The sequence below is a fragment of the Paenibacillus sp. FSL H7-0323 genome, from assembly GCF_038002725.1.
GTDB classification, from domain to species: domain Bacteria; phylum Bacillota; class Bacilli; order Paenibacillales; family Paenibacillaceae; genus Paenibacillus_AQ; species Paenibacillus_AQ odorifer.
Window position 1 is genome coordinate 5,205,524 of record NZ_JBBODB010000001.1, and the last position, 14,692, is coordinate 5,220,215.

Genomic DNA, 14,692 nt, shown 5'->3' on the forward strand with positions numbered 1-14,692 from the left:
AAATGTAACCAATAGCAGGTGGAACTTCCATAAAATATATAGTTACATAGGGACAAGAAATGTTGTTAAGGAGATTCTGAGATTGAAAACAAAAAAATATATGCTGCTTGTTGTCATAGTTCTACTGCTGAGCTTTGCTGCTATTTTGAATACACAACGTGAACCTTCAACAATTATTATTAACGTAAATGGTCAAATGATAAAGACGATAGCTGCCAACCCTGCCTCGCCTGATGATCTTATGATCCCGAAGGCGGTAGCTGAACAGGCACTAAATACACAAATCGGCTGGCAGAAATCCGGCCCTCTTCCAAAAGGTATTTACTACAGAGATCAGGTGGCTGTGCTGATGTATCATCATCTTTCTGAGAAGCCCATGCCACAGTTTCCTTGGGTGTTATCGGTTGATCGGTTTGATGATCAAATGAATCTGCTGAAGCAGGAAGGTTTTCATGTGATCAACATGGCGGAATACCGTGAATTTATGCTGAATAACGGCGCAGTTCCGGACAATGCAGTGCTGCTGACCTTTGATGATGGATATGAGAGTTTCTATAAATTGGCGTTCCCCGTTTTGCAAAAATACGGATATACAGCCGTTAATTTTGTTATCGTATCTACAATAGATCATCCAGATCCGAATAGCGTACCGAAGCTCACTTGGGAGCAAATGCGGGAAATGAAGCATGCTGGGATGGGATTTTATAGTCATACCTATGATTTGCACCATTATGGGGTTGTCGATGCCGAGGGCGGGCAGCGGCCAGCTGCAAGTGCCTTGTTATATGTTGATGATGAGAACAGGAATGAGATGAATGTCGAATACTACAGCAGAGTTACACGTGATCTGGCTAAGGCGGAGCAAAGGCTGAAGGAAGAATTGGGCAATACGGATTCGGCGATTGCTTTTCCTTATGGGTCCTACAATGACAGATTGCTGGCTGTCTGTGATTCGCTGGGGATTTCACTGACCTTCAAAATTGAGGATGGGATTAACACCAGAGCGGATCGGAATGCCGCACGAATTAACGGGGGAAGTGAGACACTTACCGCTGCGTTGACGCTTGATCAGATGAAGCATATCGATTTGCCTATGGAATTGACCTTGAACAACCAAAAGGTGAATATGGTAAGGAATTCTCCTGAAATGAGGAAGGGAACCTTGATGGTTCCGTTTCATCAATTATGCAAAGATCTGCATATAGATATGAAATATGATCCGAAACGCCGAATCGTTGAATTGACTCATATGGATGCAGGAGCATGAAAAGTGTCACTTTTATAGATGATGAGATTACAAAAAGTGAGTAAATTCGTCATTTTAGGCGAATCACTAGTTGCTATAAGTGAATTCCTTACTGTAGACTATAAACAGAGTACTAATTGGTAAGCGAATGGAGAGAACTGATGGAATTGTTTAAGCGTTATTACGCAAATTTAACGGTCCGGCGTTTTTTGATTTTAGGATTGGTTGCTCTACTGCTATTCAGTATTAGAGATATGCTTAATTTGGTACTGTTGACGTTTTTGATTGCGTATGTAATGAATAGCTTTCAAGTGCTGCTCACGAAGCGCATTAACAAATATGTAGCAGTTAACAGCAAAGTGATTATTGTTATTCTATACCTTGCCTTAATCGCTGTAATTGTCATAACCCTCGTTAATTATCTGCCTAAGGTTTTCATTCAGATTAAACAGTTAACGAATTTTTTGACCAATTTGACCCCTGAGAACATCCCGCAGAATGATATTGTGCAGTATATATTCGCCCAGCTTAAGGATTTGAACTATCAGTCGTATATGAAAGACGGTATTGAATATGTCTTGAAAATAAGCAATTGGGGCACCAGCTTTGTTTTATCAACCATTTTGAGCTTTGTATTTATACTTGAGAAGAACAGGATCGTTAGTTTCACTTCCCGCCTTAAAGAGAGCAAAATCTCTTGGTTCTATGTAGAGCTTGAGTATTTTGGCAGAAAATTCATCTCCTCTTTCGGAAAAGTGATCGAAGCACAAATTCTGATCGCGTTGTTTAATACATGCTTTACGGTGATCGGACTCTGGATTTTAGGTTTTCCTTACCTTTTCGCATTATCCATTATGATCTTCTTGCTTAGTTTAATTCCGGTTGTAGGTTTTGTTATCTCGCTAATCCCACTTTGTATTATTGGTTACAATATTGGTGGCCTAGTCATGACTATCTATGTACTGGCAATGATTGCCGTGCTTCATTTTGTAGAAGGCTACTTCCTAAATCCTAAACTGATGTCATCCAAAATGAATTTGCCTATGTTCTATACGTTTATCGTGTTGTTATTCTCTGAGCATTATCTCGGGGTTTGGGGTCTGATTCTGGGGATTCCGATCTTTGTATTCTTCCTTGATATTCTGGAGATTAACAGAGAGAACAAGATAGGGACTTAGGGATTCTGTTATAAAATAAGTATTAAATATACAAAACCCGGCTAAATGGAAGATCCATTTAGCCGGGTTTTTTTTGTGTATGTTACAGCGTCGCTGTATGTATTCCCTTAACCGAAGGAAGTATGGACACTATCTGAAACGATGTCCCTCAGCTCCGCTTTATATGCCGCATACTGCTCGGTTGTTATGCTTCCAGCGGCTAACCGTGAATCCAATTGATCCGTTAGCTGGGCAACCTGTAGATCGATTACAGCTTCAATATCTTGGCCTTGTTCTGATGCAATATCTTGAAGTGACTTACCGTCATATATGGCCTCGTATAGATCCTCGTCCGTTGGCTGGTTAAGTACCTCCAATAATTCGTCTTGATCCGCGACCTCTGTGGTGGACCATTTAACAGGCGAACTTGCATTAGCGGTAAGACTAGTCCAAGCATTTCCGAAAGACATCACTACAACTACCGTTCCGACTATGATCACTCTTTTTATATCCATTAGAGTCCTCTTTTCTTGTTCTGCAATAACTTATCTTGCTTAAGCATCCGTCTAAAGTATCGTTTAAAATGGGTTCTAACTAGTTATATTGTAACCCGCGAAGCTGAACTGAAGCTTAAGCAATATTAAAAATAACCTAAAGATTTAACACGGCTATGATATAGCGATAATACACCGCAGGTATACTTTCCAGATGAGCTTCATTGCATATTTATGCATTGAATCACAATCAAACAAATGGGGAGTGTTCGGAGTTTTGAGAATAACAGCAAAAGCTAAACGTTTATTTTCCAGCATAATTGCCAGCAGTTTGATGTTGGGAATCATGGCTCCAGCAGGATATGCCGAAGAGCAGCAGCTGGAGACGGAGCAGACATCTTCCGAATTAGAGGCGCATTTTGATGAACAGGTTGAGCTCGACACGCTTTTAAGTCAACCGACTGTAATGGCAGAGGTGTACGCGGTACCTCATAATCCAGGAGCGCTACTGATTACAGAAGTTGTTCCGGATACTAAAAATGTAAAAGGGACAGATGGAACCTCTGTAGATGGTTACGAGTTTGTTGAAGTCTACAATAATACGGACAAGCCGGTTAATTTTAAGGATTATTATTTCTTTTATAATGACAAAGATACATGGGCGCCTAATGGTGATGCTGTAATACCGGCGCATGGAAATATTGTTTTCTGGATTATGAACGGCAATAATCTGAATGTTCCTACGGAGGATTTCATCAAAAACTTTAATCCTTCTGCAGCTTTGCAGGAAGGAGTGAATCTGTTCCGGATCAACGGTGGCGGGGGGATGGCTAACACTTCTGCGCGTAATTTACAAATTAAAAGCAAAGCAGGAGATACGCTAATTGTTTCTGCTTCCTATGGAAAAGAACAGGTGAAGGAGAATAACGGGATCTTCTATCAATATTTGCAAGCGGATAGCTCCGTTATGAACCTCATGGCGAATTCGGGAACGGTTGTGGCTACGCCTGGAACCGTAGAGGCAGAACAAGTGCCTGAGCTAGTTCCTGGGAACAAGCAGCCAGTGATTGAACATATTGCACAGAGTAGTGTCGATCCAGCCGATCTCCCTATCAGTGCGAAGATTACTAATCTGGAAAGCGGGGCAGATGGATCACTGCCCGTAGTGAAGCTACAGTATGGCTCTCCTTCTCAGGCGAAAGATACGATAATCACTATGACCTCAAAAGGTGGGGATGAATATGCGGCAATGATTCCTGCAGCTGCGCTGGAAGAGCCGGAGCTGCATTACAGCATCCGCGTTAATAATGTGACAGAGAGTTATTCTGTTCATGTGAACCTGCCGGCGTTCGATTCGAATAATGTGCCGCCGTTGTTAATCACAGAGCTGCTGCCGAATTCGACGAATGTAAAAGGAACGAGCAGCGACGCTTTTGAATTCATTGAGATCTATAACAATACTGATGCACCTGTTAATTTCAAGGACTACAAGGTCTATTATCGTTATCCTGATAAAGGTAACGCTTCCGATGTGAAGTGGCCTTCGACGCCAGAGAACTTTCTGATTCCTGCACAGCAGTCCGTGGTGTTCTGGGTTATTAATAGTGCCAATAGTACTTACACTGCTAATGATTTCAATACAGAATTCAACACAAACTTAATTGAAGGCACCAATCTCTTTTTGATCAAAAGCGATGGTATGGCGAACTCTGGCCGCCGGGCAGTCGTAATCAAAAGTAACACGGAAAAAGAAATTTCCTCCGCGTATTATGATGCTGACCTCACCTACGATGGTGGAGCTAAAGGTGATGACACCAAAGAGAATAAAGCCCTTCTATATAAGTATCCTGTGAATGGGCTGAGCAAAATGCTCAAGATCAGTACGGGGTCAGCCGTTCCGTCACCAGGCCAGACGGATGTAACACAACTTCCAAGCACACCGATTCATGTGGAGCCGGATACAGAGAAACCAACAGTAGAAGATCTGACGGGCGTAACGGAGATTGATCAGTCGCTGGGTCTCGATTTGAAGGCTTTTGCTGATGACAATAAAGCTGTTACTTCTGTGGAAGTTAGAGTGTCTTCGGACAAGCAGCCGGAGGCTGTTAGCCACAATCTATCCCAAGACTTCAACGACAGCTTGTATCACTTCAAATTGACCTCTGCGGATTTGATTGGCAGAAATGAAATCCAGTATTACTTTGTTGTTTCTGATGGAACGAATGAAACACAATCTCCAGTAATGAAAGTAAAAGTTACAGGAGGACAGGATCAATCACCCCTTCGTTTGAATGTGAAGGAAGGGCAGTTGATCAATGGCTCCATGACCGTAAAGGGAACCTCTGCCACCGCTAAGGCTGATGTCTTAGGCTTGAGCATTGACAGTAAGTTACTGGGCAATAACGAGGCATATAATGCACTGGAGAATGATGCCTACTTTGTATTTGAAGCTAAAAATGTGGACTATTATTTTAAAAATGCGATCACGATGGGACCGGAAGAACTAGGAGATGCCAGTATTCTGTATACCTTTATGGACCCGATTACTACGTATACTACATTGACTTTTCCTATTTCTTCTGCCGCTTTAAAAAAGGGTACGGATAATGTGATTTACATTCGGGCGGGCTCTAAATCATCTCCATTTGATCCTCGTCCTGAGGAGAATAAGGATGATTTTGAAGTGAAAAATGTTCGTCTCCTGCTGGCAGATGGTACCGAAATTTGGGATCCGGCTTATGCAGAACGTGATAAGGAAATCAAGATGGGGGACAGCGCAGGTAAGCATGAATTCCTCGGCTTCCAGTTTGATCTAAAAGCGGATTTGTTCCGTTCAAAGGCGTACAACTGGAATACTAAGGAAGCAACTGACGGAGAACATAAAGTAACGCTTACCGAAGGTGGAACGAAAGTATCATCAAACGTAATTGTTGACAACACGCCACCATCCATCAAAGCATCCATAGAAGAAGGACAAACTTACCGTGGCAATTTTGAAATTGCTGCTGAAGTTAAGGATACTTATGCGGGTGTAGATAAGGTCAGCGTGAAGCTGGATGGTAATGTTATTGAACTGCCCTATGCTACTTCATCCGGGAAGTTATCGGCTGGGGATCATATGCTTTCTATCACAGCCTTAGACAGGATTGGCAATCAAGCAGAAAAGGTCATTACATTCAATGTACCGAATGAGAATCCATTTGCGCCACTGCTTATTTCTCCTACAAACTGGGAGACCGCTGTAGGTACTAATCCGACTTTAAAGGTTAAGGTTGAAGATCCTAATCAGGATAAGATAAACGTTACCTTCTTTAGAGGATTTAAGTACGATGCTAACCATCCGGAGCAAGGCTTTGCTGGATTTATAAACGCATCCGATACAGAGCCGCCGAAACAATCCGTACCTGCGGGCGAACAAGCGCTTAGCAGTGATGACTACAGTAAAATAAGTGCGGTAGACGGACAATATTTAATTAATGATGCTGTCGATCAATTCCCTTATCAGCGTTATGAAATTAAGCTGGATGAGTCGGTTAAGGCGTCAGATCGTGTAGATATTGAATGGAAAGGGAATTCGTTGCCGGGACGTAAAGTAAGTCTCTACGCATGGAGTCCAACTCAACAAAAATGGGTACAGCTGGATCATTTAATCGCTGGAACAGAGGATTTTGAGCTGAAATCCACGGTTACAGCTGGAGAATATGCTAATGGAAATAGCATTGCAGTAATGGTTCAGGACGAAATTGCTTCGGTGGCTAAGACAGCACCAACAGTAACACAAGATACGTATGACTTTTCTTTTGTATGGATGTCTGATACACAATATTATTCACAGAGCTACCCTTACATTTACCGTAAAAATGTAGAATGGATAGCTGACAACAAAGAGAGCTTGAACCTGAAGTATGTTATTCATACAGGAGATATCGTGGATAAATCCTATCAGGAGTATGAGTGGAAGGAAGCTGACCGGGACATGAAGGTTCTGGAGGAAGCTAACATTCCTTATGGTGTTCTTGCGGGTAATCATGACGTAGGTCATCAAACCGGGGATTACACGAAATTCTGGGAGTATTTTGGAGAGTGGAGATTCAAGAATATGCCGACCTTCGGTGGCTCTTATGACAACAACAGGGGCCATTACGATTTAGTGTCTGCGAACGGAAATGATTTTGTTATTGTATACATGGGCTGGGGATTGGCTGAGGAAGAAATCGAATGGATGAATGAGATCGTTGCCCGTTATCCAGAGCGTAAAGCGATTCTTTGTCTCCATGAATACTTGCTGGTTTCTAATAACCGTGCACCTATTGCAGATAAGATTTTTGAGATGGTTGTGAAACCTAACAAAAACGTAATCGCAGCACTGTCCGGCCATTATCATGATGCTGAGCTTAAGGTAGACGAGCTGGATGATAACGGTGACGGTATTCCAGACCGCAGTGTCTATCAAATGCTGGCAGATTACCAAGGCGCTGAAGAAGGGGGACTCGGCTATATCCGTCTGCTTCAGTTCGATGTTGCTAATAACAAACTTCGCGTGAAGACTTATTCGCCTTATTTGGATGATTATAACTACTATGATGAAGACGAATATCCAGGCAAAGATGAGTTCGTTCTGGATCTGGATTTACAGCCTGTGACTAAACGTGTGGCTACCGACTATATCGGAGTCAAGGTTTACAGCGACCAGGAAATTGCGGCCAATCCACAAGTAGAGAGTGGCGCGGAGACTCAGGTCACTTGGAGTAAGCTGAATCCGGATAGCTACTACCAATGGTATACAAAGGTTGAGGATGATCACTCCGGTAGTGTGCTTTCAGATATCTGGGGCTTTTACACTGGAAAAGAGGATGTGATGCCGACACCAGAGGTGACACCAACACCAACACCGACACCAGAGGTAACGCCGACACCAGAGGTATCGCCATCGCCAGAAGTGACGCCGACACCAGCACCAGAGGTGACAACGGCACCTCCGGTAGTTTTACCAGTGCCAACAGTGACTCCAACGCCTACAGCCACACCTGGAGCGGGAAAGGGAAACATTGAACTGGCATTAGGAAGTAATGGGACGTATACAGCTGATCCGTCAGCCCTGAAGAAACTGATAGAGGAAGCTGCTACAGGGGGAAGCCTAAAGATTAGCGCAGGCGGAGCAACCTCGGCTCAAGATCAGATTAGAATTGCTCTTGATGCAGCCGCTGTTCAACAGGCTGTCGATAAGAAGTTGAATTTGAATATTGTTTCATCTAACGTTACCTTGAGCGTACCAACAAGCTCCTTACCAGCCATTCCGGCAGGCAGTGATATGCTGCTACTAAGCATTGATACGAGTATGATATCTGTACAGGCCAATGACGCTGGAATGAGTCCATTCAGAGCTAACGTTACGCTGAACCTCAGTACATCTGCAGGAGGCAAAGAAACGGCTATCCACCAGCTTAAAGGTGCTGTTACGATTACCTTGACGCTGACTAAGGAACAGCTTGCTAAGCTTGATACAGATTTTGCGGGTGTCTATTATGTAAATGGCAGCACGTTGGAATATTTGGGTGGAGTGTTTAAGGATAATACCGTTACCTTCACAACAAATCACTTTTCCTCCTTTGCGGTACTGGAATACCATAAGCAATTTAGGGATACTGCTGGTCACTGGGCAGAGTCGTATATTTCCAAGCTGACGGCTAAGCATGTGATTAAAGGGATCGACGATACGCATTATGGACCACAGGCGAATGTAACACGTGCAGATTTTGTTACACTGGCCGTTCGTTCTCTCGGATTGGATGAAGCAAATGGGGCTATCGTACAGAGTGCTTTTGCAGATGTATCTAAAGATGCTTATTATGCACAGTCGATAGACAAAGCTGTCCAGCTTGGATTGATCCAAGGCAGTGATGGCAAGTTCCGACCTAAAGATGCGATTACTCGTGAGGAGGCGGCAGTTGTCCTGCAGAAACTGATGCAGTATAAAGCAGGATTGCAAGCTTCCGTTGCTGCTGCTGCAAGCTTTAAGGATATGAATAGTGTATCTGAGTGGGCGAAGCAAGCGGTAATTGATTTGCAAGCAAAGGGAATCCTTGACGGCAAGGGCGACAATAACTTTGACCCTCGTGGCAAAGTGACCCGTGCTGAAATCGCAAAACTGTTATATGGAATAATCAAATTATAAGATAGGTTGGCAAAGGCAGGCAGAGGTGACTCTGGCCTGCTTTTTGTCTTTTTTGCGTGTAGTCTCCTTTTTCTTCTATGTAAAAAGGAAATTTCCACTATTCATATGATTTTTCATATATAATATTTTTGAATTAATTTTAAATTTTCAGAATCTTTCAAAATAAAAGTAAATTGCAAGGGAAGCTGGCATTGTCTCTTCTCTAGTACCGTTTTTGTTAGCAGTAATTCAGCTCTTTACGGCACTTCTTCCGCTTGGCGCAGGGCTTGGCATTCATTTATGGGTGCTTGTACTCCTCATCCTGTTATTCACCGACCCCTTCTTCTTTACGTATCAATATCCAACATACTGACCGCTGGTTTGGACTCATTCCATAATACATAGATTGGAGATACCGACTTTGAGAATGAAGTTAGCACATATCCTCCTTTTGCTTACTGCGGTTTTTGCGTTCCTTCTGTATCGGGGAAGCCTTGATTCCATCGATCAGCAGTTACAAGATCGTGTGATGCAGCACGAGAGAGATGTGGATACTACGATTGCTATCATCGGGATTGACGATCAGAGCTTGGAGGACTTCGGCAGCTGGCCATGGAGCAGAAATGTTCATGCCCAGCTCTTGGATACACTCTCCGAGGGCCATCCTGCAGTGATCGGCTTTGACCTCACATTCCCAGTGGGCTCGGAGGATCCGGAGGCAGATGCCGAATTCGCTGCGGCTGTCGCACGAGCGGGGAATGTAGTCCTGCCTGTATATGGCACGTTTGCCCCAAATACTGAGCAGGGGAAGATCGAAGCGTTGGAGTTATCCCAGCCGTTTGAGGCTTTAAGAGAGGCAGCGGCTGCGACCGCCCATATCAATACCATTACCGACATGGACCATGTGGTGCGTAAAGCTCTTTTTTCTTTTGACTATGAAGGTAAACCTATTAACAGCTTGTCATGGACACTCTATCAGAAATATCGAGAGGCGATGGGGGGGACTGCGGATCCGCAGAAGCTACCTTTAGATAAGTTTGGGCGCTTCTATATCCCCTATTCAGGCGGCAAGGGTGATTTTGAAGAGATTCCCTATTCGGCGGTGCTTAACGGGGAGGTTTCTCCATCCTATTTTGAGAATAGAATTGTGCTTATCGGGCCGTATGCTACAGGGTTTAAGGATGACTTTCTAACCCCAATCAGCGGTAAAAACACGTTATACGGCGTGGAAATACATGCGAATATTATTCAATCGCTGCTGGACAATAATTATAAACGCGTGCTGGATTGGAAGTGGAACGAAGTAGTTTTGTTACTAGCTGCACCCTGGCATATCTACTATTCCGTAAAGTAAAGATGCTATATTCCTACGCTGTCATTGCGGTCATTATTGCACTCCTTATTTTTGCAGGTCGTTATTTCTATGATCAGGGAATGTTGATTTCACTAGGTTATGTGATTCCGTTTCTAATTATTAGCTGCATTGTCGTGATAGGGTTTCAATATTTAGAAGAACTGATGGAGAAACGTAGGGTTACGGATATCTTTGGCCGATATGTTGCCCCGCAAGTTGTGGATCAAATTCTTAAGAAGGGTCAAGAAGGATTGAAGCTGGGGGGGAGCCGCAGAGAGCTAACCTTGTTGTTCGTGGATATTCGCGGGTTTACTCCGTTGTCGGAGGCTGCTGAACCTGAGGAGATTGTGGAGATTTTGAATGAGTATCTGGATCTCACCGCAGGTTGTATTTTTAAGTATGATGGCACATTGGACAAGTTTATCGGGGATGCCACGATGGCGATTTTTAATGCTCCATTGCTGCTGGAGGATCATCCGATGCAAGCGGTGAAGGCGGCGTGGGCGATGAAGGAAGGCTCGGCTGCAGTGGAACAAAAGCTGTTCGAGCGTTTTGGCTTAGTCGTGAAATTCGGCATTGGGGTGCACACTGGCCCAGCTGTATTCGGGAATATTGGCTCGAAGACACGGATGGATTATACAGCGATTGGAGACACCGTCAACACGGCGGCCCGTCTGGAAAGCAATGCGAAGCCTGGACAAATCCTCATTAGTGAAGCTACCTACGCTTTTGTAAAAGATAGAGTATCAGCTGTTTCATTAGGAGAGATCAAGGTAAAGGGCAAGGAGCAGGGAATCAGTGTCTATGAATTGGAGGGATTGAGATGAAGTCGTTAAAGCTTACACTGGCATTTATTCTTTTGTTCAGTATTCTTTGGCCAGCGGTTGTCACAGAGGCGAAGGATAGCGTCAAAGTAGGGAAAATAACTGCGGTCTCAGGCGAGTCAGAGGTGAAGAAAAGCGGAGGAACCAAGAAATTTAATGCTTTCAAAGGGATGGCGATTACGCAAGGCGATACGATTATAACAGGCTCGGACGGACAAATCAGCCTCGACCTTGATGCCAACAAAGAAGTTACGATCGGAGCAAACACTACGCTTACCATCAGCCAACTAGTCGAAAGTGCCAAAGCGCTGGGCGGTAAGACAAGTCTGAAGCTTCAAAATGGGCAGGTCCTGATCAAGGTGAAAAAGAAGCTGGAGGGTGACTCCCGGTTTGAAATTGAGACCCCGACGGCTATTATGGGCGTTATGGGCACAGAGTTTTTTGTTAGCGTTAATAGCCAAGGCAATGTAGTCCTTAATGGTGGGGCAGGAATTAACGGCGATTATTTGGGAGTTCTGGAAGGAACAGTTCATGTAGTTTCGCCTGTAGATGCTACTCTTTCTCAATTAATAGGAGCCTCCCAACAGCTTATTATAGAGAATCAACAATGGATACAGGGGCACTTGTCCCTGAATGTATTGCCGCAATTTGCGTTAGAGCAGCATTTGGAATATCTGAACGAAGAAGGGAAATTAACCGAAGCAATAAAAGATCAGTTCGATCGACTATTTGAGCAAATAAAAGCTACTATGCCTGTCCACCCACCTATACCATCAATTCCACCTAAGATTAACTATGATCTATCTAGTCGGGCTCCCTTAGATATAACGAAACCAACACCACCGATGCCGACGCCAACACCGGAACCAACGCCGAAACCGACGCCAACACCGGAACCAACGCCGAAACCGATGCCAACACCGGAACCAACAGCAACGCCAACACCGGAATCAACAGCAACACCAACGCCGGAACCGACAGCAACGCCGACGCCGGAGCCGACAGCAACGCCGACGCCGGAGCCGACAGCAACGCCGACGCCCAATCCGCTTGACGCGCCTGAGCTGAACCAGCAGGAATTTAGAGAACATATCTATGACTATCTCGTCCGTGATAATGAGATTGCTTCGCCGTTTACGGCACCTTTAGCCTTTAATATCGCAGATGACTCTAATCCTAATGCTGCGAGGGATGGGGTGAGTGTTACTTTGAATCAGAGTGCGGACACGCTCGATTTAGGAGAGGTATACATTCGAGAGAATGAGCTTATCATTCAACTGCGGCAATCACTTCCTTATAAGTCATTCGTTCAAATTAAGGTTAACGGTGGTTTGTTAAAGAATGCCCTTACCGGGGGGCAGGTACAGGAAGAGGATCAACAGATAGCAGACGGCGGGTTTTACTTTGAAGGAGAGATCACTCCGAGTTATTTTAATCATACGGGTCCTATAGGTGAAGATGAAGCACCGGAATTTATCATCCATTCGCTAGGTTATGATGTAGGGGAGATTAGATATCGTTATGAATATGATCTTGGAGATCCATTACCACTAGAAGATACGGATTATGTACTGGATCGGAATGATGAGAATACCTTTGTGCTTAAACTTACTCCAGAATTTTTGAATAGACTAACTCCCGAACCTTATAACGTTATCATTCCTCTGGTGAGGATTGAAGATACTGAAGACGGCCCTGTACAGGTAATAGTAGACACGCTTAAGATCAGCTTATCTTTGTTATTTTAAAGGCGCAATAACCTTCGGGAGGAGAAAATAACGTTATGAAAAAAGAACTCATCTCCATCGCTTGCGGAATTATGCTTATAAGCGCAGCCCTACCTAATATCGTAGCCGCAGAGGTATTGCAGCCTATAAGTGGTGACATTCAAGGGAGTATAGTCCAGAATGTTTCGTCTAATGTTGGACTCTCTCTTAAGCAGCCATTGGGAGTAGCAACAGTGCCTGGCAGCAATGACCTTATTATTGTGCAGTCAGCAAGCGGTACAATTAGCAAGTGGAGTAACGGAACCCTACAGACGATAGCGGGAAAAGGTAACACTGGGTATAGTGATGGGCAGTCGGCAGAGGCCTTGTTTAATCATCCGACGTACACCGCCGCTGACAGTAAAGGTAATATCTATATCAGTGATACCGACAACCATGTGATTCGCAAAATAGAGGGAGGCACAGTCTACACCTTTGCAGGAACGGGAGTCGCCGGGTATAAGGATGGACAACCAAACGCGGCGCAGTTTAGCTCTCCGGGTGGCCTAGCCATAGACAGCAATAATAACTTATATGTAGCGGACACACTTAATCATGTGATTCGTAAAGTTACTCCAGAAGGGGTCGTTACTACATTTGCGGGTCAGCAGGGGAATGATGGTGCTTATCTGGATGGAGCGGTAGCTTCGGCAAAATTCAATGAGCCAGTGGGTCTTACGTTTGATGAGTCCGGTAATCTCTATGTAGCTGATAGCGGAAATCAGATGATCCGGTTGATTAAAGGCAGTAAGGTTGAGACCTTTGCAGGCAAATCAACCACAGTTGACCCTGTGACTGGCTATATGGCTGGAGGATTCCAGAATGGAGACCGACTGTCTGCTCTATTCAATCGTCCACGGGGACTGGCTTATGCTGATGGAGTACTGCTGATTGCTGATAGTCTGAATCATCGGGTTCGGGCTATTCAGAAGGACGGCAAGGTCATTACAGTCGCAGGACAAAGTACCGCGGGAGATCGGGTCGGAGCTTTGGACGATGTAATGTTTAATCAACCTTCCGGTATCGCTCTTGTGTCCGGGAAGCTGTATGTGACGGACACGTTAAATAACAAATTGAAGGTATTAGATCTCGATGTACAGGCCCTTAAGCCACTGCGTAGTGAAGCTGATCTGCTGGATGCCGTTCCGCTGCTGCCAGCAGGTAAAAACATGCAAGTATGGTTGGACGGAGTGCAAGTGAAATTAAATACCTCTAATCTGCCACTTCAGGAGTCGGGTAAAATATATTTACCAGTTAGAGCGTTATTTAGCTCATGGGGAGCGGACATTAGCTGGAACGTGGTCAACAAGGAAACCGTGATTAGCAAGGGGGATTGGACACTTTCCCTTAAGCCTGACGCAAGTCAGAAGGTACAAATCCTAAAAGGTACTTTATACGTGGCAGCCGATTATCTGCCGACCATTTCATCTTTTATGCAGGTATACGATGAGGACAGTCACGCAATTGTGCTGGAAAGTGGTCTATAAGCTTCCGAGTTGGAGGACACCTTTGAAGGTGTTCTTTTTTTGAATATATAAAATACTTACTTGACAGGTAGGAATAAAGGGGTATATGATATCACCAATACTTAAACAGTAATTAAATGAACAGTGAAATAATTCAACTGAGCTGATTGGACCACCAAAGGCTCCCGTACTTTTCCCTTGTCAGGGGTAGGTGCTGGGAGTCTTTTTTTA

General features: G+C 44.3%; 8 protein-coding genes. 7 read left to right on the forward strand and 1 reads right to left on the reverse strand.

Going from position 1 to position 14,692, the window contains the following annotated elements; genetic code table 11:
* Window positions 1-82 precede the first annotated feature (82 nt).
* The gene (locus MHH89_RS23505; protein ID WP_081383320.1) at window positions 83-1,267 is read left to right on the forward strand and encodes a polysaccharide deacetylase family protein; all 1,185 of its coding nucleotides are present in this window, start codon (window positions 83-85) and stop codon (window positions 1,265-1,267) included.
* Between the two features lie 140 nt (window positions 1,268-1,407).
* Window positions 1,408-2,424 (forward strand): AI-2E family transporter, encoded by a 1,017-nt coding sequence (locus MHH89_RS23510; RefSeq protein ID WP_036687315.1) that lies wholly within the window; start codon window positions 1,408-1,410, stop codon window positions 2,422-2,424.
* Between the two features lie 107 nt (window positions 2,425-2,531).
* Here the strand turns inward: MHH89_RS23510 and MHH89_RS23515 are convergent, their stop codons facing one another.
* Window positions 2,532-2,918, reverse strand: coding sequence for a hypothetical protein (locus MHH89_RS23515; RefSeq protein ID WP_076282386.1), 387 nt, complete (start codon window positions 2,916-2,918; stop codon window positions 2,532-2,534).
* Window positions 2,919-3,174: 256 nt separating this feature from the next.
* On the opposite strand from MHH89_RS23515, the gene MHH89_RS23520 reads away from it, so the two are divergent.
* From MHH89_RS23520 to MHH89_RS23540, 5 genes are all read left to right on the forward strand, one after another.
* Entirely contained in the window at window positions 3,175-9,072 is a 5,898-nt protein-coding gene (locus MHH89_RS23520; RefSeq protein ID WP_175623608.1) for an S-layer homology domain-containing protein, read from the forward strand.
* Between the two features lie 406 nt (window positions 9,073-9,478).
* A complete protein-coding gene (locus MHH89_RS23525) occupies window positions 9,479-10,405 on the forward strand; it encodes a CHASE2 domain-containing protein (RefSeq protein WP_254847745.1) in 927 nt (308 codons plus the stop codon).
* Window positions 10,406-10,407: 2 nt separating this feature from the next.
* A complete protein-coding gene (locus MHH89_RS23530; RefSeq protein WP_076282384.1) occupies window positions 10,408-11,232 on the forward strand; it encodes an adenylate/guanylate cyclase domain-containing protein in 825 nt (274 codons plus the stop codon).
* A complete protein-coding gene (locus tag MHH89_RS23535; protein ID WP_341088264.1) occupies window positions 11,229-12,977 on the forward strand; it encodes a FecR family protein in 1,749 nt (582 codons plus the stop codon). Before MHH89_RS23530 ends, MHH89_RS23535 begins: the two co-directional genes overlap by 4 nt.
* Before the next feature lie 35 nt (window positions 12,978-13,012).
* Window positions 13,013-14,482 carry a stalk domain-containing protein gene (locus tag MHH89_RS23540; protein WP_076282383.1) on the forward strand — a complete coding sequence of 490 codons (1,470 nt, stop codon included), beginning with the start codon at window positions 13,013-13,015 and terminating at the stop codon, window positions 14,480-14,482.
* Window positions 14,483-14,692 lie beyond the last annotated feature (210 nt).